Here is a 25,623-nt window from a genome sequence, read left to right on the forward strand (position 1 = left end):
GCTCTTGTGTTCACGGTTGGCGGTATTTAGAGTGACTCACGTTCGCTTCGTGAACATCTGGTTCGAAAACGGAGGACGCCGATGTCCACACCGCCCAGCGCCGCAGAGACGGCCGCTCGTCCCGGCACCCCGCACGGCCCGGACATCACGAAGGTGCGGGCCGCGGTCGGCGGCGGCACTCTCGCCTACTTCGTGGACCAGTTCGACATCTACCTGCCGATCGTGGTGCTGGCGCCGGCGACGGCGTACTTCCAGGCGGCGAACCTCAGCGCGAGCACGACGGCCCTGCTGGCATCACTCGTCTTCGCCTCGACGCTGATCGGCCGCCCGCTCGGCGCGGTGATCTTCGGCCACTTCGCCGACACCGTCGGGCGCAAGCGCACGACGCTGGTCGCGGTCGGCGGGTTCGGCACGATCACGCTGCTCACCGCGTGCCTGCCCGGGCACGAGACGATCGGGATGTGGTCGGTCGGCCTGCTCATCGCCCTGCGGTTCGTCGACGGGATCTTCCTCGGCGGGGAGTACACGACCGCGGTGCCGCTGGCGATGGAGTGGAGCCCGAAGCACAAGCGCGGGCTCTACGCGTCGATCATCACCTCGACCTCGCCCGCCGCGTACGCGGTGATCGCCGCGATCACGCTGCTGATGCTGCAGCTGCTGCCCTCGGCCGGGCTGCACAGCGCGTACGTCCAGTGGGGCTGGCGGATCCCGTTCTTCGTCGGCGCGGCGCTGGCGGCCGTGCTGTTCCGCTACTACCTCAAGAACGTGCACGAGACGCCGGTCGAGCTGACCGGCGAGAAGCACAAGATGCCGTTCGTCCGGCTGCTGGTGAAGTACCCGCGGGCGCTGGCGCAGGTGTTCGTGCTGATGACCGGCACGTGGCTGGCGACCAACATGGAGGCCGCCGTGACCCCCGCGCAGCTGAAGGCGCACCTGCAGCTGTCGAGCAAGGAGGTCACGCTGACGATGCTCGTGATCAACGCCGCGGCGGCGCTGTCCTACCCGCTGTTCGGCCTGCTCTCCCAGCGCATCGGGCGGAGGCGGTTCTACATCGGCTACGGCCTGGCGGTGCTGGTGATCGGCGCCGGCTCCTACACGCTGCTGATGGCGTCGAACGGCGGTTTCGGCGCGGCGCTGGGCTTCGGTGTCCTGATCGGCGTGTTCACCGTCGGCACGTTCGGTCCGATCGCGGCCTACCTGACCGAACGGTTCCCGGCGGGCATCCGGTCGACCGGGTACGGGGTCGGATACAGCCTCGCGCTCATCGCACCCGCGTTCTACCAGTTCTACCTGCAGCGCTTCGACGGGGTCATGCCGGCGCACCTCGCCCCGGCCGTGCTGATCGTCCTGGCCGGCGCGCTGATCAGCCTCGGCGGGTTCCTCGGCCCGGAGACCAAGGACGTCGACATGGCCGACGACAGCACGATCCCGGCACTGTCCTAAGTGGATGTCGGTGGGCTGGTCGCCGCCAACCCGGTGTGGGTCGGCTCGTCCGAGCTGACCATGACCCTCGACGGCATCGCCGCCTGCGTCGACGCGGGCGCCGGTGCCGTCGTGGCGAAGTCGGTGAACGAAAGCGCCGCGGCCCGCCGTCAGCTGGACATCGCGGACTACGCGTTCGTCTCCGGCGACCGGCAGGTGCGGCCACCGGGCCGGGCGTACCTGGGTGACGGCCTGCTGAACCGGTCCGGGCTCGCGCAGGTGGACCTGGACGACTGGCTCGGGATCCTGGCCGCGGGTGTCGCCCACGGCGCGGCGCGGGGCTGCCCGGTGGTCGGCAGCATCACGCTCGGCGACCCCGCCGCGGCCGCGCGGATCGGGCGTGCGCTGGCTTCGGTGGTCCCGGCGGTGGAGCTGAACATCGGTGCCCCGCACGGCCGTGAGGCACGCGCGGTGCGGCAGCTGACCGAAGTGGACGGTGTCCGCGACGCGGTGCGGACTGTGCGGGCGGCGGTCGACGTCCCGTTGTTCGTGAAGCTGCCGGGCCAGGCCTCGGACGTCGTCGCGCTGGCCCGCGCGGCCCGGTCGGCCGGTGCGGACGCGGTCGGGCTGGTCGGCCGGTACCCGGGTTTCCTGCCCGACCTCGACGGCGGCGCGGTGCTGGGCTCGTGGGGCGCGTGGAGCTCACCCGGATGCCTGCCGATGAGCCTTTACTGGGTGAGCAAGGCTTTCCGACAGCTCGACGTGCCCGTGATCGGCACCAACGGCGCGCGCACCGCGGCCGACGTGCTGCGGTTCCTCGCCTCGGGCGCCCGGGCCGTCGAAGTCGTGACGGCGTTGTGGATCGGCGGTCCCGCCGTGCTCCGGGAGCTGGTCGACGGGGTCACCGGAGTCCCTGACGACTTCGTCGGCAGCGCGCTGGCGGGAGCCCGCGAGTACGCGGACGTCCCGCCGTCGCCGAACCCGGCCTGGCTGCCCTACACCGCGCGCTGGACGTCGTCCGGGCGGTAGTGGCCGCCCAGCTCCTCGGTGAGCTCGCGCGCGGTGTTGACAACCACGCGCAGCTCGGGCGTCTCGTCGGCCATCGACAGGGTGTTGTCCGGGCCGACGATGGCCAGCGTGGCGCAGATGCCGTACTCGTCGAAGACCGGCGCGGCCACCGCCACTATCCCGGGCGTGCTCATCGCCGAGCAGTGGCCGACCGCGCGCACCCGGTCGACGTCCGCGCGCAGCTCGTCGCGCGCCGTGCCGGAGAGATTGCCGATCAGCCGTTCCATCGACAGCTGGTCGGCGTGGTAGGCCAGGAAGACCTTGCTCTGCGCGGTGTCCAGCGGCAGGTGGCTGCCGACCCGCACGGACACGATGACGATGGTCGAGGCGTTCTCCTCCACCCGCGAGACCACCGGGCCGGTGAGGCCCCAGAGGCTGAGCACGACGCTGGTCTGCGTCGCGCGCGAGAGCGCCTGCATGTGCCGCGGCGCGAGGTTGACCACCCGGCGGTGCCCGATGGCGAACGCGCCGAGCTGCAGCAGCAGGCCGCCGGGCACGTAACCGCCTTCGGCGCTGCGCTCCAGGAGCCCGGCCGCGACGAGGGACGTGCAGTAGCGGTACGCCGTGGTGCGGTTGAGGCCGAGCCGTTCGGCGACCTGGGTCGCGGTGACCTCGGGGGTCGCCGGGTCGAACAGCGACAGGATCTGGCTGACCCGGCTGACCGCCTGGATGTCCGCCTGGTCCCCGCGCGTGTCCGGGGACCGCGTCGGTTTGGTCACGGGGGCCTCCGCCGGAAGTCTGGAATCACTGTTCACTTCGTGAACACGGACTTCAGGTTACCGGACTTCGTGGGTGTCCTTGAGCAATCCTTCAATGATCCGGCGTGGTGGCTGGATGAGGATCGCGCTCGTGCCGACCAGCGCGGCGATCATGACGAGGCCGAGCGTGGTCGAGACGTCGACGGCATGGGCGATCCCGGTGTCCGGGGCGGAGAGGAGCACGACGGCCCGGACTGCCGCCGCGCCGACCATGATCACCCCGAGCGAGGCGGTCAGGAGCCGTTGCCATGCGCGGTACCGGGGGATGTCCCGCCAGGCCCGGTCGAACGCCGCCACGCGCCGCGGGTCGCCGAAGGAGGCGACGGACGAGGTGCTGACGTGCGTGAGCGGTCTCCGGCGCAGCAGAGTGGCGAGGCAGAACGCGCCGGCGACGAAGATGTAGGCGACTTCGCGCAGCGCCGCGATCCTCGGGCTCTGCGTCACCAGCGAGCACGTGAGCGTCGCGGCGATCTCGGTGAGGACCAGGAGCCCGAGGAGATCGACGCGCCGGCTCCGGACGGTGGCGGCCACCGCCACCACGGCCACCGCCGTTGCCGGGCCGACGAGCGCCCAGAAGACGCCGACGCCGAAGGCGCGCAGCAGGTAGTAGCCCCCGATGGACAAGGCGAGCTCCAGCAGGCCCGTCAGGAATCCGGCCGGCTTCGTCATGGAATCCCCCCTCAAGATGATTAGTCCGTCACAGACTAGTACAGTACGCGCTATGCCGTCGCGTGGACAACTTTCCCCGGTCGTGATCGCCGTCCTGGCCCTGCTGGCCGAAGGGCCGATGCACGCCTACCGGATGCAGCAGCTGATCCGGGAACGCGGTGTCGACCTGGTGGTCAACGTGCGCACCCGGTCCGGTCTCCACGCGGCGCTCGACCGGCTGGTCCGCGACGAGCTGATCCGCGTGCACGCCGTCGAGCGCGACGCGCGACGCCCCGAGCGCACGGTCTACGAAGTGACGCAGGCTGGGCGCGGAGCGCTCCTGGACGGGCTGCGGGAGAGCCTCGCGACGCCGGCCCGGGAGTTTCCGCTGTTCCCCGCGGTGGTGTCGTTCCTGCACCTGCTCGACCCGCGGGAGGCGCGTGAACGGCTGGAGCGGCGGATCGTCGCGCTGGAGCAGCGGCTCGCGGCGACCGAGGCGGTGCTCGCGAGCTCCGTCGACTACGGAGTCCCGCGGGTGCACCTGCTGGAGCACGAGTACACCCGCGGGTTGACCACGACGGAGCTGGACTGGGCACGCGCGGTCTGCGCGGACATCACCGCCGGCGCGCTGACCTGGGAGCGCTACGGCGTCGACCCGTCGGATCGATGACCCCTGGCGGGCGCGCTGCCGCCGCCCCGTCGACGGCTTCCTCGCCGGCTTAGGCGGCCAGGCCGACGTGGGCGAACGTCAGCACGGCGCCGGGGCCGACCAGCAGGCAGAGGCCGAGCCCGCCGAGCAGTGGCTCGTCGTCCCGGAGCATCTTCACGAACAGGTCGACGGCCACCACGACGACGGCGGTCAGCAGGGTCAACACGACAACGGACATGGGTCCCGTCCTTCGGGCAGTAGTGAGCGCGACACCGCGGAAAGCGGTGCCGGGTAAGGGATCAGCTCACTGAGGACGGCGGTGCCCGGGCCGGGTGCGACGTCGGGATCGCGTCGGCCGGAAGGTGGAGATCGGCCGTGTCGACGCGGAAGACCGGGGAAGCCGGGCCGAAGCCCGGGGCGGCCGGGAGGACGGCCCACGGGACCGGCGTGGGCACGGCCGAGACGCGCAAAGGCGCACCCCGGCCGGAGATGAGGTCGTGCGTGGGCGGGGCGGTGATCGCCGCCCGGCTGTCGGGCGCGGATGTCCCCGCGCTGAGCGCGGGTGCGGCGCCGCCGAAGAGCAGGAGGACGGCGAGCAGCAGACCGAGGCGGGCACGCGGTGCCCGCCTCGGTGCTGGGTGCTGTCCGGTTCGTCCGATGTGGTCAGGCTACCGGCCGGTGGCTCAGCCGCCGCCGTAGGTGGCCTGGGTCACCGCGAAGACGTTGCGGTTGCCCGCGCCCTCCTGCAGCGACCACAGCAGGTCGGCGCTGGTGTCGTCCTCCCAGTAGGAGAGGCTTTCGCCGCTGCTGACCCACGGGAACGTCGACGAGCCGGCCGACGGCGTCCAGTAGTACAGCTGCTTCTGGCCGGACGAGTTGAACCACCAGCGCCCGTTGTGCGACGCCACGCCGTTGAGCTTGTACCAGGGCAGCTGCAACGCCTGGCTCGCCGTCGTCGTGGCGGCGAAGGTCCCGGACGAGGCGAACGGGTAGCGGATCGCCCGCGGCGCGCGGTTCGGGTAGTCGGTGCAGCCGGACGGGCAGGTGTACTCCGTCATGACGATCGACTTGCTCACCCGGTCGAGCGAGATCGACGACCACGCGAGGTTCGTGCCCGACGTCGTCGCCGACGTGACCGTGCCGACCTGCGGCAGGACGTAGGCGTAGTTGTGCGCGTAGTACGTGCTGCCGGTCGCGTGCCCGATCTGGTCGGCCGTGCCGCCGGAGTCCGTCTTGAGGATCTTGCGCATGTCGAACACGCGCATGCCGCGTCCGGTGTCGGCGACGTAGAGGTAGTCGCCGTACCAGGACACCCCGCCGGCGTGGATCGGGATGTCCTTGAAGTCCGGCGCCGCCGCCGTGCCGGTCGGCTCGACCAGCAGCACCTTGCGGTACTTGTTCGGGTAGGTGGCGTCCCAGTCGGCCAGGGTGATCCGGCTGCGGGCCTGACCGCCGTCGCAGCCGTCCTTGGTGTACCAGCTGACCAGCACGAGCTGGTGCCCGTCGTAGTTGCCGCTGTTCGCGGTGCCGACCGCGTCCCGGCTGGTCGTGATGCCCTGCGGGTAGTTCGCGCAGTCGGAGTTGTCGCCCGAGTCGAACCGGAACCCGGTCGAGAGCCCGGCGACCGAGAACGACGACGGCAGGGCCGTGCGGTCGTGGTTCGCGTTGTCCATCACGGTGTGGACTGCGGCGGTGCCGAGCGTCGAGACGAGCGCCGAGTTCACGGCGTCGAACTGGTGGTAGTTCGCGTTCAGCGTGTACTGCGTGGCCGGCAGGGTCGCCGGTCCGGCCGCGGCCTGGGCGGCCGCCGGAGCGGCGAGCAGGCCCGCGAGCACCCCGGCGGCGAGTGCCGCCTGGGCCCATCGGTGGCGCGATGTCATGAGACCCCCAAATAGTCCGATGTGGTGAGAGCGTTCCACGTCGTCTCACATTGAGACCTGTGTGGTGCGGGCGGTGTGCTGTGATCACATCCGTCGGGAAGGAGACGCTGATGGCCGACGACGCCGAGCCCGGGCCGCCGGGTGACGAGCACCGGGTGTGCCTCGAGCGCGCCTGCCGCACCCTGGTGCTCGCCGGGTGGCAGGTCGACCTCGACGGGGACGACCGCGCTCACCAGCCGGACGGGACGTACGCCCAGCCCAGGTAGTCGGAGCGCTGCGCGTAGGTGCTGGTCTGGTACACCGACGGGCCGGTGCTGATCGCCACGCCGCCGCCGAGCGCGAGCATGATGTGCCCGTTGCTGGTGGTGCTGGTGAAGAACACCGCGGCGCCGGCGGGCGCGACCGAACCGGTGTGGATGCGGCCGTTGTTCTTCTGCCACTGGTAGTGCGTGGTGGCGCTGGCGAACCGGCCGCTGGTGCCGAAGGCGCGTTCCACGAACAGCTCGCACTGGTTGTTCCAGTCGGTGTGGCCGAGGCGGGCCTTGGCGAACGCGATCGCGCTGTCGGCGCGCGGGTCCGCGGGGTTGGCCGAGCCGCCCGGCTTGAGGCCGTCGGTGTCGCAGTGCGGGACGCCGCTCACGAAGCCCTCGGTCCCGGTCTTGACGAACTCGTCCGGCACCCACAGGTTGTCCGCGGTGAAGTCCCAGATCTCGTCCTTCGCGGTGGCCTGGCAGACCACCGGCACCGAGGCGCCGGTCAGGTACTTGTTGGCCACGCTGCCGGCCGCGTCCGCCGCGTCGCCCTTCTTCGCGCGGCCGTTGAGGTCCGCCTTCGCCGGGTACGCGTGCGGCGTGGTGCACTGCGGCGCGACCATCGACGTCGAGCCGGTCTTGACGTAGGCGTCCGGGATCCACAGGCCGTCGGTGGTCAGGTCCCAGATGCTGCTGCCGCCGTAGGCCGGGCCGCTGTCCTGGCAGGCGAGGGTGACCGAAGTGCCGGACTGGTACATGTTCGCGATGCGCTGCGCGCCCACCGCGACGTCCGGGTCCTTGACGGTGCGACCGTCCACTGTGGTCGTGACGGGGTAGGTCGAGGCGGCCTGCGCCGCGGGCGCGGCGGCCAGCCCGGTGGCCGCGACGGCCAGGCCGACCGTGGCCACCGCCGCCTTGAGTGTGGTTTTCACGTTTCCTCCATCGGGATGTCGGGAGGGATCGTGGGCGGCCGCCGTACAAGAGCCGTACAACGGCGGCGGGCGGCCTAGTACTTTCCGCCTATCCCGGCGTCGCCGAAGATCCGATGTGCGCGCCCGCGGAACCCGCGATCGTGGTGTCAGGAGCCCGCACCCGGCGGGCCGCAGCCCCGGAGGAGACCCATGCACCCGGCCGCCCTGATCCAAGGCCACGAGGAGACCTGGTCGTGGCTCGTGCTCGGCCTGACCGGCGCCGTCGTGCTGGCCTTCGTCGTGCTGTTCCTGGCCGCGCTCGTCAGCATCCTCGGCTCCCGGCTGACCGGCGGCATGAAGCTCGTCTGGGTGATCTTCGCCTTCTGCGCGCCGTTCCTGGGCAGCGTGCTGTGGTTCGTGGTCGGCCGGCGTGACGCCTACGTCCCGGTGCGCCGATGATCGTCGCGGAAGGGCTCACCAAGACCTACCGCGGCGGCGGCGGTGTCGACGACCTGTCGTTCACCGTGCGGCCCGGCGTGGTGACCGGTTTTCTCGGGCCGAACGGCGCCGGCAAGTCGACGACCATCCGGCTGATGCTCGGCCTGACCCGCGGCGGCGGGCACACCACCTTCGGCGGCCGCCCCTACGCACGGGTGCCCGGTCCACTGCGGACAGTCGGCGTGCTCACCGACGCCGCGGCGGTGCACCCGGCGCGGACGGCCGCCGCGCACCTGCGGATGGTCGCCGCGGGCGGCGGCCTGCCGGCCCGGCGCGTGCGCGAGGTCCTCACGACCGTCGGCCTGGAGTCCGTGGCCCGCCGCCCCGCGGGCCGGTTCAGCCTCGGCATGAAGCAGCGGCTCGGCCTCGCCACGGCGCTGCTCGGCGACCCCGAGTACCTGATCCTCGACGAGCCGGCCACCGGGCTCGACCCCGAGGGCGTGCGCTGGATCCGCGACCTGCTGCGCCGGCTCGCGGGGGAGGGACGCACGATCCTCGCGTCGTCACACCTGCTCGCCGAGATGTCGCTGCTGGCCGAAGACCTCATCGTCATCGGCGCCGGCCGGCTCGTCTCGGCCGGGCCCCTGCCCGAGTTCGTCCGCCGGCACGCCCGCGCCGACGTCGTCGTCCGCGCCGACCGGCCGAGCGTGCTGCTGGTCGCCCTGGCCCGCGAGGGGCTGCGCGTCCGGCAGGAAGCCGCCGAGCTCGTCGTCGAGACCGCCGACACCGGCCGCGTGGCGGCGATCGCCGGCCGGGAAGGCGTTGATGTGCGGGAGCTGTTCGTGCGGCAGAGCGGGCTGGAGGACGCCTTCCTCGCCGCCACCTCCGCCGCCGTCGAACACCGGGGGGAGGCGTCGTGAAGAACGCGCTGGCCTACGAATGGGTCCGGGTCCGGTCGCTGCGCTCGACGTGGCTGCTGCTGGTCGGCGCCGGGGTGCTGCAGTTCGCGTCCGGCCTGTACTGGGGGCTCAAGCGCGACCTCGGGGACCTCGACGCGTTCACCTCGGCGTTCGGGCTCGTCGACCGGCTGGGCGCGCTGCTGGTCGCGGCGGTCGGCGTCGCCGCGTTCGGGCTCGACCACCAGCACGGCACGCTCGCGACGACCCGGCTGGTGCTGCGCTCGCCGGCGCGGATCGTCACCGCGCGGGCCCTGGTCACCGCCGGGCTCGGGCTGCTCGCCGGCCTGCTGATGGTCGTGCTGACCGCGGCCGGGGTGCTGACCGGCGGGGGAGCCCTGCCCGCCGACGCGGGGGCGGCGGGCAGGGCGGCCGGCGCGGTGCTGGCGCTGACTGTCCTTTCCGGACTCGCCGGCGTGGCGCTCGGCGGGCTGCTGCGGCACACCGGGCTCGCCGTCGGCCTGTTCGCGGTGTGGGCGTTCGTCGCGGAGACGACGTTGGCGGCGCTGGCCCGCGTGCCGGTGACCGCGCTGCCGTTCAGCGGCACGGCGCTGGCCGCGGCCACCGGGACCGCGGTGTACGCGGCGCTGGTCGTCTTAGCATTGGGCGCGACGGCGTTCACCCTGGCACGTCGTGCCGGCTGAGCGGGCGCGCTCTACCCTGGTCGCGATGAAGCGGTGGCTGAGCTGGTGGGACGGCCGGGTCGTCCTGCTCGCGCTCGACGTCGCGGTGGCCGCGGCCGTGATCGTGGTGAGCCTGACCGGCGGCGACCCGCGCGACCCGCACCCGGCGCTGTACGTGCCCGCGGTGGTCGTCTCCGGCCTCGCCTTGCTGGCCCGCCGCCGGTACCCGTTCGTGGTGCTGGTCGTCGCGGTCGCCTGCCTGCCGGCCGGGGTGACGCTGCTGCCGATGACGGTGGCCGTGTATTCGGTCGCCGCCCGGCACGGCGTCGGGGTGCGGACCGGTGTCGCCGTCGTGGCCGCCGCGGTCGCCGGGAAGCTCTTCCGGGTCTTCACCGAGGCGGTGAACCTCACGACGTTCGCGCTCGCGCTGGTCATGTTCGTGCTCGGGCCGGTGCTGGCCGGGCTGTGGATGCACCAGCGCGCCGCGCTGCTGGCCGTGCTGCGCGAGCGGGCCGACGAGGCCGAGCGCACCCGGACGCTGCTGGCCGACCAGGCCGTGTTCGCCGAACGGCGGCGGATCGCGCGGGAGATGCACGACGTCGTCGCCCACCGCGTCACGGCCGTCGCGCTGCAGGCGGGCGCGCTTTCGCTGCGGGCGCCGGACGAGAAGACCGAGCAGGCCGCCGAGACGATCCGCGCCACCAGCGCGACCGCGCTGGACGAGCTGCGGGGCATCCTGCGGGTGCTGCGCGACGACGCTCCCGCCGGCGAGGCGAACCCGGGGGTGCTGGCCTCGCTGGAGGACCTGGTGGACGAGGTCACCGCGACCGGGGCCCGGGTCGAGCTGGCGCTGCCGGACCCGCTGCCGGTGGTGCCGGACCAGGTCGGCCGGGCCGTCTACCGGGTGGTGCAGGAGTCCCTGACCAACGCGGGCAAACACGCGCCGCACGCGGCCGTCGACGTCCGGCTGGCCGTCACCGGCGACCGGCTGGCGGTGGAGGTCACCAACCGGCTGACCCCGCACGGCAGTGCCGTCCCGGGGTCGGGCTACGGGCTGGTGGGGATGCGCGAACGGGTGGAGCTGGCGGGCGGCGAGCTGCGGACCGGCCCGACCGGCGACGGCCGGTTCCGGGTGGCGGCCGGGTTCCCGGTGGGCGAGGAGGCGGAGTGACGGTCAAGGTCGTGCTGCTGGAGGACGAGGAGCTGGTCCGCAGCGGCATCCGGATGATCCTGGAGTCGGCCGACGACGTCGAGGTCGTCGCCGAGGACACCGACGGCTCGAGGGCGGTGGAGCTGACCGACCGCTACCGGCCGGACGTCGTGCTCACCGACGTCCAGATGCCGAAGGTCGACGGCATCGAGGTGGTCCGCCGCCTGGCCGGGCACCCGGCGGCCCCGGCGGTGGTGGTCCTGACGACGTTCGACGTCGACGAGTACGTCTACGCGGCGCTGCGGCACGGCGCGGCGGGGTTCCTGCTCAAGGACACCCCGCCCCGCGAGCTGGTCACGGCGGTCCGGGTCGCGGCGCGTGGCGAGGCGATGCTGTCCCCGAAGATCACGAAGCGGCTGCTGACGGACTTCGCCTCCGGGGGCGGGACCTCCCGGGCCCAAGCGAGGCTGGCGGTGCTGACCCCGCGCGAGCACGACGTGGCCGTCCACATCGGACGCGGGCTGAGCAACGCGGAGATCGCCAGAGCCCTGGTGGTGAGCGAGTCGACGGTTAAGGTCCACATCGGACACATCATGGCGAAGCTGGAGGCGGCGAACCGGACCCAGGTGGCGATCGCCGTCCACGACGCCGGGCTGAGCTGAGGCCTACCGCGCCGCGCGGCGGTCCAGGATCTTCGCCGACTGCTCGCACCACCGCAGGTTCTCCCGCTCGAACGACAGCCCGCGCATCAACGTCAGGTACGGCCCGATCCGCTCGGCCTCGGCGAGGTAGTCCTCCTCGAAACGGCCGTCCAGGAGCCGGGCGCGCAGGCGCTCGTAGCGGGCGATCTTGTCCTTCGCGCGGGTCATCCGCTCCTCGAGGGCGCGCCGGACCGCCGGCTCGTCACCCGCGTCGAGCGCCTGGACCTGCACCATCAGCTCGTCGCGGATCACGCCGGGCCGGGGCGGTCGCGAGGTGAACTCGTGCAGGGCGTGGTGGCCCGCCTCGGTCAGGGCGAACAGCCGTTTGTCCGGCCGCCGCTCCTGGTGGACGAGGCGGGCGTGCACCAGGCCGTCGGACGCCATGCGGTCGAGCTCGCGGTAGAGCTGCTGCGGGGTCGCGGCCCAGAAGTTCGCCACCGAGGCGTCGAAGCCCTTCGCCAGGTCGTAGCCCGACGCCTCGCCCTCGAGCAGCGCCGCCATCAGCGCGTGCCGGAGTGCCATACTCACCTAGTTGAGTGCTTCGCGCTGGATCTGGTCGAACTGCGCGGCCATCGCCTCCGACAGCGCCTGGGCGGCCGAGAGCGGGCGGACCATCACCGTGAACTCGTCGATCAGGCCGTTGTCGTCCAGGTGCAGGAAGTCGCAGCCCTCGACCCGCGCGTCACCGATCCGGGCCTCGAAGACGAGCGCGTGGTCACGGCCGTCACCGCCGGTCAGCTCGCGCACGTAACGGAAGTCTTCGAACACCCGCAGCACGCCCCGCAGGATCGCGGCGGTGATCGCCTTCCCCGGGTACGGCCGGAACGCCACCGGGCTCCGGAACACCACGTTGTCCGCCAGCGCCGCGGCCATGGCGTCGGGATCACGGGCCTCGACGGCCTTGCGGAAGCTGCTCATACCCACACCTCGCATAGTCAACTAATTTAGTAGTCTCCCCGGAGCATACGGCTGGTCCCCGCCGGCCACCAGCCTGGTGTAGGGACAGCGGGTCTTCGCCCGCTCGACCAGGTGCGGCGCCACGCCGGTGACCACCACACCGGCGCGCAGCCGGTGGCCGCCGGCCGGGTCAGGGCCGACGGCCACCGTCACCGCGACGGTCACGGCGGCCGGGTCGACGCCGGCCTCGCGCGCGAGCACGCTCACCGTGCCGTGCAGCGAGGCGGCGTACCCGGCCGCGAACAGCTGCTCCGGGTTCGTGCCGTCGCCGGCGCCGCCGAGGGCGGGCGGAAGCCGCAGCTCGACGCACAGCCCCGCGTCCGCGGAACGCGCAGAACCGGACACCCGGCCGTGCGCGAGCGGACCGCCGGCCACCGTCACGGTGGTGGTGTATAGGGCGGGGTCAGGCCCGGGAATCGTGGGCCAGCCACTCGGCGAGCGTGGTCTCCGCGAGGCGCGCGTCCGGGCCGGGCAGCAGGTCCTCCGGTCCCGGGACCGCGCCGAAGTACGGCGCCGCCGGGTCGGTGACGACCTCCCGTGCGTCGGAGCGGGCCGACAGCACCCGGCGCACCCACTCGTCGAGGCCGAGCACCTCGGGGCCCGCGACCTCGGTGACCCCGCCGACCGGGCTCCCGGCGACGGCCCGGCCCACGGCCGCGGCGACGTCGGCGGCCGCCATCGGCTGCACCCCGGCGCCCGGCAGGTGCACCTTGCCGTCGGTCGTCGAACCGTCGGCGATCCCGCCGGCGAACTCGAAGAACTGGGTGGCGCGCACGATCGAGAACGGCAGGCCCGACTCCGTGATCAGCTCTTCCTGCGCGACCTTCGCGCGGAAGTACCCGACGTCCGGCTGGCGGTCGGTGCCCACCACCGACAGCGCGACGTAGTGCCCGACGCCCGCTTCCCGCGCGGCTTCGGTGAGGTTCCCGGTCGACGTGCGGAAGAAGGCCATGACGTCGTCGTCGGCGAACGACGGCGAGTTCGACACGTCGACGACGACGTCCGCGCCCTGCAGCACCTCCTTCAGCCCTTCGCCGGTCAGGGTGTTCACCCCGGTGCTGGGGGCGGCGGGCACCGCCTCGTGGCCGTGCTCGGCCAGCCGTGCGACCAGGTTCCTGCCGATCAGACCGGTTCCGCCGATGACGACGACCTTCATGTCCGTTCCCTCCGCTCGGCGCGCTCCCGGTGGGTCCGGGACGGCTGCGCACCCACTACGACAAGGCCGCGTCCGCGTTCGTGACGAAGTTCCGCACCTTCACCGGGTTGAGCACCACCCACAGCTCGGTGATCACCCGGTCGGGGGCCCGCCACAGGACGATCGCGCCGACTTCGCCGGCCACCTGCACCACCAAGCCCGTGCCGCCGTTGACCGCTTGTTCGCGCACCCGCGTGCCGGGTGCGGGCGCGAGCAGCGCCAGGACCGCGGCGGTGACGGCGGCGCGCCCCCGCACCAGCCGGTCCGCCGTGCGCACCTTCCCGCCGCCGTCGAACCAGGCGGTGACACCGTCCGCCAGCAGCACACCCAGCGCCGTCACCGATCCGTGTTCGCAGGCGGCGCGCACCCGGCTCGCGAACTCGTCGGACGGCGGCCGGGACTCCGGAGGCTTGAGGCGTGGGGGAGCGGCGAGCCAGTGAACGCAGCGGCGTCCGGTGGCCCGGGTCAGCCAGGCACCCGGCGAACCGACGGCGGCGCGTTCCGGCCCGGTGAGCGCGTACCACGCGCGGTACGCCTCGTCGACGACCCGGCCGGCGCCCGGCCCGGTCAGCCAGTCCGCCACGGCGAGCAGGTGACCGCGTTCGGCGAGCAGCTCGGCCAGCGGGGGATCGGCCATGCGCGGCGCTCCTTTCGGGGTCGCCCTTTCGACAAGGCAGCCCGCCCAGGTGTGACGCAGGTCGTGTCACAGCCGCGCGACACGTCTTGTCCGAGTAGTCGAGCCGACCTTCAGGGAGGAAACGACTTGCCCGACACGGAATCCGCGTTGGCCGTGATGATGGTTTACGTGCCCGGCCAGCCGATGCCGGCGCCGCGCGGGGTTCGCCCCAACGGCTGATCACGGGCTCGTCTGCCCCGGGAACCGGACGGTGGCGAGTACGCTGCCGTCCGGTCACCCCATCCGAAAACCCGCCCCCCGGAAGGAATCCGCGCGCATGGAGGACCTCGACGACGCGGCCGCCGTCTTCGCCGGGGTGCGGCCGCGGCTGTTCGGGATCGCCTACCGGATGCTGGGCAGCGCCGCCGACGCGGAGGACCTCCTGCAGGAGGTGTGGGTGCGCTGGCAGCTGTGCGACCGGTCCGTCGTGACCAACCCCGGCGCCTACCTCGCGACGACGGCCACCCGGCTGGCGATCAACGCGACCAGGACCGCTTACGCGCGGCACGAAACCTACATCGGCCCGTGGCTGCCGGAGCCCGTCGACACCTCTGCCGATCCCCAGCTCGGCGCCGAACGGGGCGCCGCGCTCGAGCTCGCCGTGCTGCTCCTGCTGGAAAAGCTGACCCCGACCGAGCGCGCCGCCTACGTCCTGCGCGAGGCGTTCGACTACCCGTACCGCCAAATCGCCGAGATCGTGCAGACGACCGAGGTCGCGGCGCGCCAGCTGGTCAGCCGCGCGCGCAAGCACCTCGCGGCGGAACGGCGCGCGCCGGCCGCGCCGCCCGAACAGCGGCGGCTGCTGACCGCGTTCGTCGCCGCGGCCCAGGCCGGCGACCTGCCCGCCCTGGAACGGTTGTTCGCCGCCGACGTGGTCAGCTACTCCGACGGCGGCGGCGTCGCCCGCGCGTCGCGCATCCCGGTCCGCGGCGCGACCACCGTCGCGAAGTACGTCCGCGCGTTCGCCGACCGCTTCTGGACCGGCGTGGAGGTGACCCCCACCCAGGTGAACGGCGCGCACGCGATGCGCCTCACCCGCGACAGCGAGGTCTTCGCCGTGGTCACGATCACCGCGTCCGCCGAAGGCATCGACCAGGTCCTCTGGATGATGAACCCCGGCAAGCTCACCGCGGCCGTATAACGCCCTACACGGTCGCGCTCCGGGGCTCGTACTGGGCGCGCAGGGCCTTCTTGTCCGGCTTGCCCAGCCCGGTCATCGGCAGGGACGCGGCGACGATCACCTGCTTGGGCACGTGCACCGGGCCCTTGCGCTCCCGGACCGACGCCTGGATCTCGCCCGTCAGCTTCTCGATCGCGGCCTCGCCGGAGTCGGCGTCCGAGCGCAGGACCACCACCGCCGTCACGGCTTCGCCCCACTTGTCGTCGGGCGTGCCGATCACGCCGACCTGCGCGATCGCGGGGTGCTCGGCGACGACGTCCTCGACTTCGCGGGGGAAGACGTTGAACCCGCCGGTGACGATCATGTCCTTGACGCGGTCGACGATGAACCAGAAGCCGTCCTCGTCCTCGCGGGCGACGTCGCCGGTGTGCAGCCAGCCGTCGCGGAACGTCTCCGCGGTGATCTCGGGCAGGTTCCAGTAGCCGCCGGCGAGCAGCGGCCCGGCCACGCAGATCTCCCCGGGTTCGCCCGGGGCGACCGGGTTGCCGTCGGCGTCGAGCAACGCCGTGCGCAGGAAGGCCGACGGCCGGCCGCACGAGGCCAGGCGCGCGTCGTCGTGGTCGCCCTTGGCGAGGTAGCTGATCGCCATCGGCGCTTCGGACTGGCCGTAGTACTGCGCGAAGATCGGCCCGAACCGGTCGATCGCCTCGCGCAGCCGCACCGGGTTGATCGACGCGGCCCCGTAGTAGACCGTCTGCAGCGAGGACAGGTCGCGGGTGCGCGAGTCGGGGTGATCCATCAGCGCGTAGAGCATGGTCGGCACGAGCATCGTCGCGGTGATCCGCTGCTCTTCGATGATGCGCAGCACGTCGGCGGGGTCGAACTTCGGCACCACGACCAGCGAGCCGCCCTTGAGCAGCGTCGGCGCGAAGAACGCCGCGCCGGCGTGCGACAGCGGAGTGCAGATGAGGAACTTCGGCGCCTCGGGCCACTCCCATTCGGCGAGCTGGATCTGGGTCATGGTCGCCATCGCCTGCGCGGTGCCCATGACGCCCTTCGGCTTGCCGGTCGTCCCGCCGGTGTAGGTGATCGAGACGACCTGGTCCGGCGGCAGGTCGGCGGGCGCCAGCGGGCCGGGCTCGAACTCCGCGGCGGCCGCGGTCAGGTCCGCGCCGACGTGGGCCAGCTTGTCGGGCACCGGCCCGATGGTGAGCACCTTCGTCAGGCCGGGCACCTTCTCGAGCAGGCCGAGCGCCCGGTCGACGAACGCGGGCACCGGGTCGATGATGAGCGTCGTGATCCCGGCGTCGCCGAGGATGTAGGCGTGGTCGTCGAGCGAGCCGAGCGGGTGCAGCGCCGTCCGGCGGGAGCCCTGCAGCTGGCCCGCGGCGATGATCAGCAGGACCTCGGGGCGGTTCAGCGACAGCAGCGCCACCGCCGCGCCGGTGCCGGCCCCGAGCGTCTCGAAGGCCTGGGCGTACTGGCTGACCTGCTCGGCGGTCCGGCCCCCGGTCATCGTGGTCTCGCCCAGCACCATCACCGAGGCGTCCCGGTGGCGTTTCAGAGCGGAGACGACCAGGTGACCGAGGTGGTTCGGATACCGCATCGGCTGCTCGTCCATCCCGGTTCCCTCCACGGCGCAAACTAGAACACGTTACTGTTTTCGACACTGTACCCTCCCCGCGCAAGACTTGTCCGCGCCGCGGGCCGGTGGAACGGGTTCCTGTGCCGGAAACGCCCGCTTGGCCCGGCCGCCGGCCTGGGAAGAGTCAATTCGAAGCCGGGTGTCACTTCGAAATCCGGTGGCGGGCGGCGGAAAAAGAGCGAGCCGCGCGTCCGGTTGGCGCCTCGGCGACGGTTTCGGTGACCCGGCGTCGCCGTGGCCGACCGCGGCGCACATTCTCGGCGGGCTCCGAACCTTGCGTCCGGCCACCCGTTACGCCACCATGCACGATGTTCTGCACGTGCAAGCGCACGGGCGAGGGGATGTGTGGTGACCGACCTGGCGCCGGCGATGACCGGTTCGAGCGACGCGGCTTTGATCGAAGCCGTGCGCGGCGGAGACATTGCCGCGTATGGGGATCTGTACGACCGGCACTACGTCGCCGCGCGGCGGGTGGCGGCCGCGATCGCGGACGGTGAGGCCGAGCGGGACGACCTGGTCGCTGAAGGCTTCACCCGCGTACTGCGGATTCTGCGCTCCGGCGAGGGGCCGGACGAGGATTTCCGCCCCTATCTCCTCACCACCATCCGGAACACCATGATCAGCTGGCGCCGGCGCGACTCCGCCGTGGCCGTGGTCGCCGAGGTGCCGGACGTCCTGCCGGGCGAAGGCAGCGACGACCGCGTGGGCAGCCGGATGCACGCCTCCGTCGCGGCGAACGCGTTCGCGAGCCTGCCCGAACGCTGGCGCGCCGTGCTGTGGCGGACCGAGATCGAAGGCGAGTCGCCCGCCCGGATCGCCGAAGACTTCGGGATGACGCCGAACAGCGTCGCCGCGCTGGCCTACCGCGCCCGGGAAGGGCTGCGCCAGGCTTATCTCGACCAGCACGTCCCGGTGGCCCGCCGGCGCACCTGCCGGGACGTCTCCGGCCAGCTCGCGCGGTGGGTGCGGGACGGGATCGGCGACCACAAGGCGAACCGGATCACCACGCACCTCGCCCGCTGCGCGGAGTGCCGCGAGCTGGCCGGCGGCCTGCGGCAGCTGAACGAAGAGCTGCCCGCCGCCGTCGCGCCGCTCATCCTCGGCGTCCCGCTCGTGACGCAAGTGTTGTCCGCCACCGGATCCCTGGCTTCCTCCGGCGCCACGAGCGCGTCCACCCTCTCGTGGGTCACCGCGGCGAAGGTGGCCGCGGCCGGCGCGGCACTGGCGACGACGGTGACCATCGGCGCGAGCACCGCCGTCGTGGCGCCGCCCCCGGCTCCCGGCGGCGAAACCACGACGGTGCAACCGGTTCCGACCCGGCCCGGCGGCGCGGTGCCGGCCGACGGGGGCCCGCGCGACACGTCGTCGGCGCAGCTCACGTCGGCGCCGCCCACCTCGCCCGACGAGACGGCCGCCGCCGCGGAGTCGGAGTCCGCGACGGAGACCGGTGCGGCCACGAACGACAAGCAGGCGGCGAAGGAGTCGAAGCAGGCCGCGAAAGAGTCGAAACAAGCGGCGAAAGAGTCGAGGAAGGCCGAAAAGCAAGCGTCCAGGTCGGCAAAACCCGAGAAGACGAAGAACCCGGAGGGATGACCCGGCCCCGCGGGGCCGGGTCATCCGCTCAGCAGGGCTGCAGCAGCCAGCAGAGCCGGTACTTCGCCTGATACGTCGCACCCGCCGGCGGCGCGACGACGTTCTGCGCCCGCGCCCCGCCGTGCGCCCAGCTCGTGTAGGCGTACTTCAGGTTGAGCGGCGGCAGGTTCTGCGGGCTGTCCGCGCTGATCGAGTTCGTCGACCCGGCGATCACCGTCCGGGAGAACGGTGTGCGCTGCTGGGTCCCGCCGACGGTGAGCAGCGTCTGGTCCGGGTTCGACGTGAAGTTCAGCGTCACCGTCTTCGGCTGCAGGTCGACGGTCTTCGAGCCGGTCCGGCCCGTCGAGTCCGTCGCCGTCAGGGTCAGCTGCAGGTACGACGGGTACTCGTGGTCCGGCGTGACGAACGAACCCGAAGCCACCCCGGGGAAGTCCTGGACGTTGTGGGTGTGGCAGGTGCCGTTGGCCGCGCAGTGCCGGATCGCGAGCCGCCACGACAACGCCGACGGCGGCAGGGTGCCGTCCTGGGCGTCGATCGCGCGGCCGGCGAAGGGCACGGTCTGCCCGACCGACCAGGTCAGCGCGGCGGTGGGGGAGTCGATGACCGGCACCGGATCGAGGCCCGCCGGGTTCCCGACGGTCACCCGGACCGTCGTGGTCGCCGTCGCGCCGTGGGAGTCGGTCACGCGCAGCCCCGCGTCGACCGCCGCCGCGGCCGTGTAGGTCCAGGTGGGCTGCGGGGACGTCGAATCGTCGTACGCGCCGTCGGCGTCGAGGTCCCACGCGTAGGTCAGCACGTCACCGGCGTCCGGATCGGTGGACCCGGTGCCGTCGAACCGGACGGCCAGCGGCGCCGGCCCGCTGGACGGGGTGGCCGTGGCCGCCGCGACCGGCGGGCGGTTGGTGCCGCCAGGGTAGCTCACCCGCCGCAGCTCACCACTGCCCAGCGCGACGTAGAAGACGTCGCCGCCCGGCCCGGTGAGCACCTGCACGGGCGCGTTGACGCCGGTCACGAACGGCACGATCCGGCTCGGGCTCGGCTGGCCGTTCGCCGTCTGCATCGCCCAGATGCAACCGCGCGAGGAGTCGGCGAAGAACAACGCGCCGGCGTAGGCGGCCGGGTAGTTGCTGCCCGCCTCGAAGGTGATCCCGCTGATCGAGGAACCGCCGGTGGGACACGGGTCGCTCGCGACGACCTTGGCGTTGTGGTTGTAGGCGTAGTACGGCGCGCTCTGCCCGCCGGCCGAGTACAGGGACTCGCACCGGTCGAGGTTCGCGCCGTCGTAACCGGCTTGCCGGGCGGCGCCTTCGAAACACGGCCAGCCGAAGTTCTCCGCCACCGCGTCGCCCGCGTCGGCGACCCGGTTGATCTCTTCCCAGGTGTTCCAGCCGACGTCACCGGCCCACAGCTCGCCGGTGCCCGGCCGGAACCCGAAGCGGAACTGGTTGCGCGAGCCGTAGGCGATGACCCGCCGGGCGTTGGCGTCGGCGCTGCTGGCGAAGGGGTTGCCGGGCAGGCCTTCGCCGGTGTCGGGGTTCAGGCGCAGCAGCGCGCCGTTGAGCAGCACCGGTTGCCCGGCGGTGCGCCGGGGTGACTGCGACCGCAGCGCGCCGCCTTCGGCCGACGGCGGCGCGAGGTTGGTCCCGGCCGGCGAAGGCGGGTCGGCGCAGGGGTTCCCGACCTGGCCGTAGTCGGCGAAGTTGAAGCTCGCGCCGTCCCCGCCGCCGGCGTACAGGGCGCCGTCCGGGCCGAACGCCAGCGCGCCGACGGAGTGGCTGGGGAACTGCTGGCACCAGCCGGTGACGAGCGGCTTCTCGCTGACCGCGATGCCGGCCGGGCCCATGGTCAGCTGCGAGACGCGGCCGGTCACGACGCAGCCCTGGTCGGTCGCGCCCGGCGGGGTCGGGCAGGTGTCGCCCCACTTCGGCGCGGCGCCGCCGGGCAGGGCGTCGAGGGTGTAAGAGACGTAGACGTACGGGCGCGCGGGGAACGCGGGGTCGACCGCGAGCCCGAGCAGGCCGCGGTCCCAGAAGTCCTGGGTCTGCGTGCGGAGGTCGGCGAACACGGTCGGCGTCGGGTCGGCGAGGGAGTCGAAGACCTTGAGCAGCCCGCTCTTCTCGGCGACGAACACCCGCCCGTCGGGCGCGAAGGCCGCGGCGGTCGGCGAGCTGAGGCCGCCGATCGCGACGGTGTCGACGAAGCCGGTGGGAACGGCGGCGGCGGGCGGCGCGACGGCCACCGCGAGGGCGCCGGCCAGCGGCAGCACGACGGCCGCCGCCAGGGCGCGCCGGGATCTTCGGGATCTTCGGGACGAGGAACGCATGACGAACTCCTGAACGCCGGGGACCGGACAAAAGCGTCGAAGCTGTCCGATATGCCGTCGGACGTCCGGAAGGTGTTACGCCGGAACCCGAAAATGCGCACGAAACGCGCAAAAGATCACTATGAACGGGGTGTATAAACTCCGGCTATACACACCGTGTAGAGTCGTCGGCATGTCGATCGGACTCACGTTGCTCGGCCTGCTGGAGAACGGCCCCCGGCACGGCTACGACCTGAAACGCGCCTATGACGACCGGTTCGGGCACGACCGCCAGGTGCACTACGGGCAGGTCTATTCGACGCTGGCCCGGCTCCTGAAGCAGGGCCTGGTGGAGGCCGACGGCGTCGAGGTGGACGGCGGCCCCGAGCGCAAGCGCTACGCGATCACCGACGCCGGGGTCGCCGACGTCGGCAGCTGGCTGGCGACCCCGGAGAAGCCCGACGCGTACCTGCACAACACGCTGTACACCAAGGTGGTGCTGGCGCTGCTGTCCGGGCGCCCCGCGGCCGAGGTCCTCGACGTCCAGCGCGCGGCCCACCTCGACGCCATGCGCGAGCTGACCCGCCGCAAGACCGCGGGTGACCTGGTCGACCAGCTGATCTGCGACCACGCGCTGTTCCACCTGGAGGCCGACCTCCGCTGGCTGGAGCTGACGGCGGCCCGGCTCGACCAGCTGGCGAAGGAGATCGCGTGAGCGAGGTCCTGCTGGAGGCACTGGACGTCCGGAAGGCGTACGGCCCCACCGACGCACTGGGCGGCGCGAGCCTGCGGGTGCGCGCGGGGGAGATCGTGGCCCTGATGGGGCCGTCGGGGGCGGGCAAGTCCACGCTCCTGCACTGCCTGGCGGGCATCGTCCGGCCCGACGCCGGCACGGTCCGCTACCAGGGCGCGGACCTGGCGGAGATGACCGACCGCGGGCGATCGGCGTTGCGCCGCACGGAGTTCGGGTTCGTCTTCCAGTTCGGCCAGCTGGTCCCGGAGCTCACGTGCTTGGAGAACGTGGCGCTGCCGATGCGCCTGAACGGCGACCGCGCCCGGACGGCCACACCGCGAGCGCGGGCGATGCTGGCGGAGCTGGGTTTGGCGGAGGTGGCGGGTAAGCGGCCGGGCGAGGTGTCGGGCGGCCAGGGCCAGCGGGTGGCGGTGGCTCGAGCTCTGGTGACGAATCCCCGGGTGGTGTTCGCCGACGAGCCGACGGGTGCGTTGGACTCCCTCAACGGTGAACAGGTGATGCAGCTGCTGACGGCGGCAGCCCGCGAGCGCGACACGGCGGTGGTCTTGGTGACCCACGAGGCCCGGGTGGCGGCGTACTCGGACCGTGAAGTGGTGGTTCGCGACGGCCGGACTCGAGAGTTGGAGATGACCCGATGATCGGGTGGGGGAGGAGCGGTCTGAGGCTCGGCCGCGGGGTGGCGTTGGTGTGCGGGTTGAGCGGCCGGAGGGCCAGCGGGATTCGGCATCGGCCCGTTGACTTGCCGCGCGGTGGCTGGAGGTTCGCGGTGGTCCACCGCAGCCCAACTGACCTGTGGTTCAGAGGCTTGGCGCGCACCTCCGGTGCTCCGACTCCCGAGGTATCCCGATGATCCGCCGCTGGACAGCCGACCTTCTCCTCGGCATTCGCCTCGCCCTCGGCGGTGGAGGCGCCCGGACCGCCCTCCTGCGCCTCAGCCTGACCGCCGTCGGTGTCGGGCTCGGTGTAGCCGTTCTCCTCGCTGCCACCTCCCTCCCGCACATGCTCGGCGCCCGAGGCGATCGTGGCGCCGCGCGGATGCCGATCGCCGAAGCCGTCGGTGGCGTTGATTCGGTCTTCGCCGTCCAGCGGGACGACGAGTTCCGCGGTCGCGGCCTGGAGGGCTACCTCGTACAGCCGACCGGCCCGCACCCACCCGCCGCCCCCGGTGTCGGGCGGCTGCCCGGGCCCGGGGAAGCCGTTCTTTCTCCGGCGCTCGTTGCACTCCTCGCCTCCCCGGACGGTGAGCTGCTGCGGCCCCGCTTCCCGCACCGCGTCATCGGCACCATCGGCGACGCCGGGCTCACCGGGCCGAACGAGCTCTACTTCTACCTCGGCTCCGACACCGTGGCCGGGCAGCCGGAGGCCGCCGCCGTGAGTCGGTTTGGTGGGGAACCCTTCCGGCGGGGCTTCGACGCCATCGAGCTGCTGCTCGTCGTTGTGGGCGCGACCACCTGCCTCGTTCCGGTCTTCGTCTTCGTCGTCACGAGCACCCGGCTGGCCGCGGCCTCCCGGGACCGGCGGCTCGCCGCCCTGCGACTGGTCGGCGCCGATCGTGGCCAGGTGCGCCGGATCGCCGCCGGGGAAGCGCTTCTCGGCTCCTTCGCCGGCCTCGTTGTCGGCGGGGCGCTGTTCCTGCTCGTCCGGTTGCTCGTCCCGAAGATCACCGTGTCCGCCTTCCGTGGCGGGATCTTCGGCGCCGACGTCGTGCCCGACTGGCGGCTCGGCGTCCCGGTCCTGCTGCTCCTACCCCTGCTGGCGTCCGCCGCGGCGGTCTTCGCGCTGCGGCGGGTGGTCATCGAGCCGCTGGGCGTCGTGCGGCGCGGCACCCGGCTGCGCCGGAAGTTCTGGTGGCGGCTGCTGCCCGCGCTCGCCGGCGGCGGGCTCATGGCCACCCGCGTGGGCAGCAGCGAGCCCGACGCCCTGGATCCCGCCGTCGTCGTCGGCGTGACCCTGGTCCTGTGCGCCGTCCCGGCGCTGCTGCCGTGGCTGGTCGAGCGGCTCGCGGGCCGGCTCCGCGGCGGTTCGCCGGCCTGGCTGCTGGCCGTCCGCCGGATTCAGCTGGACACCGCGACGGCCGCGCGGCTCGTGAGCGGGATCGCCGTGGTGCTCACCGGATCCATTGCCCTGCAAGGTGTTTACGCCCGCGCCGAAAGCGACCGGCCGCCGCCCACCACCGTCCGCGTCCTCGCGACCTTCCAGGCCACCACCGTTCCCGACGCCCAGGCCTTCACCGCCGCCCTCCACCGCCTGCCCGGGCTCGGCGACGTGCCGGTGCGGACCCGCGGCCTCGTCCGGACCGCGGCCGGGCAGCCGACTCCGGTCCTGGTCGGGACCTGCGCCGAACTGGGTCTCGCGGACTGCCACGACGGTGACGTCTTCGCCGCCGGGACACCCGCAGCCGGCGGCCACCGCCCGGCCCCGGGCGAGCAGGTCTCCTTCACCCGGTACTCGGACACTCCACAGTGGACGATTCCGGCGGACGGCTTCCACCTGGCGCCCGCCGACGGGCCGATGGAGCTCCTGGTGACCCCGGCGGCGCTCGCCACCGCAAAGGCCGTCGCGCTGTCGGCGTCGGCGACGATCGCCGCCGCGGACCCGGCGCTCGTGGAAGCCATCCGCAACACCGTGGGCTGGAACGGGAACGTCAGCTCGCTGGGCACCGAACGGGACGGCACCTACGCGCTGATCACCCGCGTGCTGTCGGTGGGTTCGGTCCTGGTGCTGCTGCTCGCCGCGGGCAGCCTGCTGATCGCGGCGTTCGAGCAGCTCCGCGAACGGCGGCGCAGCCTCGCCACGCTCCGGGCGAACGGCGTCGGCCACGGGGTGCTCGCCCGGTCCCTGGTCTGGCAGCTGGCGATCCCGGTCGCGGTGGCCGTCGTCGTCGCGGTGCTCGCCGGGCTCGGGCTCGACTGGCTGCTGCTCACCCTGGTGCTGCACCGCCCGATGGCCGTCGACGCGAGGATGATCGGCGTCCTTTCGGCGACCGCGGCCGCGGCGGTCCTGGCCGTCACGCTCGTGACGCTTCCGGCGCTGTGGCGGACGTCGAGCCTGGAGCACCTGCGCGAGGAGTGACGGAGTGTGCCAGCCTGGACCCATGAGTGACCGCCCGTTCCGCTTCGGTGTCAGCCTGTTCAACGTCGAGTCCCGGCAGGAGTGGCAAGACCGCGCGCGTGCGGTCGAGGACGCCGGGTTCGACGTGCTCCAGGTCGTCGACCACCTCGTCGGCTGCCCCGCGCCGTTCCCGGCCCTGGTGGCCGCGGCCATGGCGACGACACGGCTGCGGGTCGGCACCTACGTGCTCAACACCGGTGTCCTCAACCCCGGCTACCTGGCCCGAGACGTCGCCGAGATCCACCGCCTCACCGACGGCCGCTTCGAACTGGGACTGGGCGCCGGCTACATGGAAGCCGAATACGAGGCGGCGGGCGTGCCGTTCGGCACCGGCGCCGAACGGGTTCAGCGCCTCGAACGGACCCTCGCCGGCACGCTGGCGCTGCTGGCCGAGCAGCCCGACAAGCCCATCCCGCCGATCATGGTCGGCGGCGCGGGCGACCGCGTGCTGCGGCTGGCCGGGCGCGAGGCCGACATCGTCAGCCTTCCGCCCGAGACGAGCGGCTCGGAGGAGCTGCTCGCCGAGCGGATCGAGGTGGTGCGCGAGGCCGCCGGCGACCGCGACGTCGAGCTCAACCTGCTCTTGGTCGCGGCGGCCCGGAACCGCGGCGAGCTCGCCCTCGGCCGGGTCCGCGGCGCGACCGGCGTGACGGACGACGAGCAGGCGACCCGGCTGCCCTGCGTCCTGCTCGGCTCGCCGGACGAGGCGGCGGATCGGCTGCGGCAGCTCCGGGACCGGTTCGGGATCAGCTACTTCAGCGTCTTCGAGCCGGACATGCCCTACCTCGCCGAGGTGATCGGGCAGCTGCGCTGAC

At 72.8% G+C, this 25,623-nt stretch carries 27 protein-coding genes; 15 read left to right on the top strand and 12 right to left on the bottom strand.

What is annotated here, in order from left to right:
- The first annotated feature begins 81 nt into the window (after positions 1-81).
- Both ACZ63J_RS37840 and ACZ63J_RS37845 read left to right on the top strand, forming a co-directional pair.
- Positions 82-1,443 (top strand): MFS transporter, encoded by a 1,362-nt coding sequence (locus ACZ63J_RS37840; protein ID WP_465407320.1) that lies wholly within the window; start codon positions 82-84, stop codon positions 1,441-1,443.
- Complete coding sequence (locus ACZ63J_RS37845) at positions 1,444-2,451, top strand: hypothetical protein (protein WP_465407318.1); 1,008 nt, start codon at positions 1,444-1,446, stop codon at positions 2,449-2,451.
- On the opposite strand, the gene ACZ63J_RS37850 is transcribed toward ACZ63J_RS37845, so the two are convergent.
- Positions 2,418-3,209 carry an IclR family transcriptional regulator gene (locus ACZ63J_RS37850; RefSeq protein ID WP_465407316.1) on the bottom strand — a complete coding sequence of 264 codons (792 nt, stop codon included), beginning with the start codon at positions 3,207-3,209 and terminating at the stop codon, positions 2,418-2,420. The genes ACZ63J_RS37845 and ACZ63J_RS37850 overlap by 34 nt on opposite strands.
- Before the next feature lie 57 nt (positions 3,210-3,266).
- Entirely contained in the window at positions 3,267-3,917 is a 651-nt protein-coding gene (locus tag ACZ63J_RS37855) for a VC0807 family protein (RefSeq protein ID WP_465407314.1), read from the bottom strand.
- 52 nt (positions 3,918-3,969) lie between these two features.
- Between ACZ63J_RS37855 and ACZ63J_RS37860 the strand changes: the two genes are divergently transcribed.
- Entirely contained in the window at positions 3,970-4,566 is a 597-nt protein-coding gene (locus ACZ63J_RS37860) for a PadR family transcriptional regulator (RefSeq protein WP_465407312.1), read from the top strand.
- A gap of 49 nt (positions 4,567-4,615) precedes the next feature.
- On the opposite strand, the gene ACZ63J_RS37865 is transcribed toward ACZ63J_RS37860, so the two are convergent.
- Both ACZ63J_RS37865 and ACZ63J_RS37870 read right to left on the bottom strand, forming a co-directional pair.
- On the bottom strand, positions 4,616-4,783 hold the full coding sequence (locus tag ACZ63J_RS37865; protein WP_465439830.1) for a hypothetical protein: 168 nt from the start codon (positions 4,781-4,783) through the stop codon (positions 4,616-4,618).
- A 445-nt stretch (positions 4,784-5,228) separates the two neighbouring features.
- Positions 5,229-6,425, bottom strand: coding sequence for a hypothetical protein (locus ACZ63J_RS37870; RefSeq protein WP_465407308.1), 1,197 nt, complete (start codon positions 6,423-6,425; stop codon positions 5,229-5,231).
- Between the two features lie 110 nt (positions 6,426-6,535).
- On the opposite strand from ACZ63J_RS37870, the gene ACZ63J_RS37875 reads away from it, so the two are divergent.
- Positions 6,536-6,691, top strand: coding sequence for a hypothetical protein (locus ACZ63J_RS37875; RefSeq protein WP_465305808.1), 156 nt, complete (start codon positions 6,536-6,538; stop codon positions 6,689-6,691).
- Here ACZ63J_RS37875 and ACZ63J_RS37880 read toward each other — a convergent pair.
- The gene (locus ACZ63J_RS37880) at positions 6,655-7,608 is read right to left on the bottom strand and encodes a hypothetical protein (RefSeq protein ID WP_465407306.1); all 954 of its coding nucleotides are present in this window, start codon (positions 7,606-7,608) and stop codon (positions 6,655-6,657) included. The genes ACZ63J_RS37875 and ACZ63J_RS37880 overlap by 37 nt on opposite strands.
- 189 nt (positions 7,609-7,797) lie before the next feature.
- Here ACZ63J_RS37880 and ACZ63J_RS37885 point away from each other — a divergent pair, with 189 nt between their 5' ends.
- Genes ACZ63J_RS37885 through ACZ63J_RS37905 form a run of 5 tightly spaced genes read left to right on the top strand, consistent with a single transcriptional unit; the run spans position 7,798 to position 11,416 of the window.
- Positions 7,798-8,046: a PLD nuclease N-terminal domain-containing protein gene (locus tag ACZ63J_RS37885; protein WP_465407304.1), complete on the top strand. Its 249-nt coding sequence runs from the start codon at positions 7,798-7,800 to the stop codon at positions 8,044-8,046.
- Entirely contained in the window at positions 8,043-8,945 is a 903-nt protein-coding gene (locus ACZ63J_RS37890) for an ABC transporter ATP-binding protein (protein ID WP_465407302.1), read from the top strand. Before ACZ63J_RS37885 ends, ACZ63J_RS37890 begins: the two co-directional genes overlap by 4 nt.
- Positions 8,942-9,625, top strand: a complete 684-nt coding sequence (locus tag ACZ63J_RS37895; protein WP_465407300.1) for a hypothetical protein — start codon at positions 8,942-8,944, stop codon at positions 9,623-9,625. Before ACZ63J_RS37890 ends, ACZ63J_RS37895 begins: the two co-directional genes overlap by 4 nt.
- A 25-nt stretch (positions 9,626-9,650) precedes the next feature.
- Positions 9,651-10,775 (top strand): sensor histidine kinase, encoded by a 1,125-nt coding sequence (locus ACZ63J_RS37900; protein WP_465407298.1) that lies wholly within the window; start codon positions 9,651-9,653, stop codon positions 10,773-10,775.
- The gene (locus tag ACZ63J_RS37905) at positions 10,772-11,416 is read left to right on the top strand and encodes a response regulator (RefSeq protein WP_465337165.1); all 645 of its coding nucleotides are present in this window, start codon (positions 10,772-10,774) and stop codon (positions 11,414-11,416) included. Before ACZ63J_RS37900 ends, ACZ63J_RS37905 begins: the two co-directional genes overlap by 4 nt.
- A gap of 3 nt (positions 11,417-11,419) precedes the next feature.
- Here ACZ63J_RS37905 and ACZ63J_RS37910 read toward each other — a convergent pair whose 3' ends face one another.
- Genes ACZ63J_RS37910 through ACZ63J_RS37930 form a run of 5 tightly spaced genes read right to left on the bottom strand, consistent with a single transcriptional unit; the run spans position 11,420 to position 14,244 of the window.
- Positions 11,420-11,977, bottom strand: coding sequence for a PadR family transcriptional regulator (locus ACZ63J_RS37910; RefSeq protein WP_465407366.1), 558 nt, complete (start codon positions 11,975-11,977; stop codon positions 11,420-11,422).
- A 6-nt stretch (positions 11,978-11,983) separates the two neighbouring features.
- Positions 11,984-12,373, bottom strand: coding sequence for a nuclear transport factor 2 family protein (locus ACZ63J_RS37915; RefSeq protein ID WP_465439832.1), 390 nt, complete (start codon positions 12,371-12,373; stop codon positions 11,984-11,986).
- Between the two features lie 21 nt (positions 12,374-12,394).
- On the bottom strand, positions 12,395-12,793 hold the full coding sequence (locus ACZ63J_RS37920; protein ID WP_465407294.1) for an OsmC family protein: 399 nt from the start codon (positions 12,791-12,793) through the stop codon (positions 12,395-12,397).
- 22 nt (positions 12,794-12,815) lie between these two features.
- Positions 12,816-13,568 (bottom strand): SDR family oxidoreductase, encoded by a 753-nt coding sequence (locus tag ACZ63J_RS37925; protein ID WP_465407292.1) that lies wholly within the window; start codon positions 13,566-13,568, stop codon positions 12,816-12,818.
- Positions 13,569-13,623: 55 nt separating this feature from the next.
- A complete protein-coding gene (locus ACZ63J_RS37930; protein ID WP_465407290.1) occupies positions 13,624-14,244 on the bottom strand; it encodes a sigma-70 family RNA polymerase sigma factor family protein in 621 nt (206 codons plus the stop codon).
- A gap of 316 nt (positions 14,245-14,560) precedes the next feature.
- Here ACZ63J_RS37930 and ACZ63J_RS37935 point away from each other — a divergent pair, with 316 nt between their 5' ends.
- On the top strand, positions 14,561-15,424 hold the full coding sequence (locus ACZ63J_RS37935) for an RNA polymerase sigma-70 factor (protein ID WP_465407288.1): 864 nt from the start codon (positions 14,561-14,563) through the stop codon (positions 15,422-15,424).
- Between the two features lie 4 nt (positions 15,425-15,428).
- Here ACZ63J_RS37935 and fadD8 read toward each other — a convergent pair whose 3' ends face one another.
- Positions 15,429-17,024: a fatty-acid--CoA ligase FadD8 gene (gene fadD8 / locus ACZ63J_RS37940; RefSeq protein WP_465407286.1), complete on the bottom strand. Its 1,596-nt coding sequence runs from the start codon at positions 17,022-17,024 to the stop codon at positions 15,429-15,431.
- A gap of 372 nt (positions 17,025-17,396) precedes the next feature.
- On the opposite strand from fadD8, the gene ACZ63J_RS37945 reads away from it, so the two are divergent.
- On the top strand, positions 17,397-18,641 hold the full coding sequence (locus ACZ63J_RS37945) for an RNA polymerase sigma factor (protein ID WP_465407284.1): 1,245 nt from the start codon (positions 17,397-17,399) through the stop codon (positions 18,639-18,641).
- Positions 18,642-18,669: 28 nt separating this feature from the next.
- Here ACZ63J_RS37945 and ACZ63J_RS37950 read toward each other — a convergent pair whose 3' ends face one another.
- Positions 18,670-20,964, bottom strand: a complete 2,295-nt coding sequence (locus ACZ63J_RS37950; protein WP_465407282.1) for a PQQ-dependent sugar dehydrogenase — start codon at positions 20,962-20,964, stop codon at positions 18,670-18,672.
- A 172-nt stretch (positions 20,965-21,136) separates the two neighbouring features.
- Here ACZ63J_RS37950 and ACZ63J_RS37955 point away from each other — a divergent pair, with 172 nt between their 5' ends.
- The 4 genes from ACZ63J_RS37955 (at position 21,137) to ACZ63J_RS37970 (ending at position 25,622) form a co-directional block, all read left to right on the top strand.
- A complete protein-coding gene (locus ACZ63J_RS37955) occupies positions 21,137-21,658 on the top strand; it encodes a PadR family transcriptional regulator (RefSeq protein ID WP_465337155.1) in 522 nt (173 codons plus the stop codon).
- Complete coding sequence (locus ACZ63J_RS37960; RefSeq protein WP_465407280.1) at positions 21,655-22,335, top strand: ABC transporter ATP-binding protein; 681 nt, start codon at positions 21,655-21,657, stop codon at positions 22,333-22,335. Before ACZ63J_RS37955 ends, ACZ63J_RS37960 begins: the two co-directional genes overlap by 4 nt.
- A 208-nt stretch (positions 22,336-22,543) precedes the next feature.
- On the top strand, positions 22,544-24,769 hold the full coding sequence (locus ACZ63J_RS37965) for an FtsX-like permease family protein (RefSeq protein WP_465407278.1): 2,226 nt from the start codon (positions 22,544-22,546) through the stop codon (positions 24,767-24,769).
- A 22-nt stretch (positions 24,770-24,791) separates the two neighbouring features.
- Complete coding sequence (locus ACZ63J_RS37970; protein WP_465407276.1) at positions 24,792-25,622, top strand: TIGR03621 family F420-dependent LLM class oxidoreductase; 831 nt, start codon at positions 24,792-24,794, stop codon at positions 25,620-25,622.
- The last annotated feature ends 1 nt before the right edge of the window (position 25,623 follow it).

It is taken from the genome of Amycolatopsis sp. NPDC104863 (assembly GCF_055582965.1).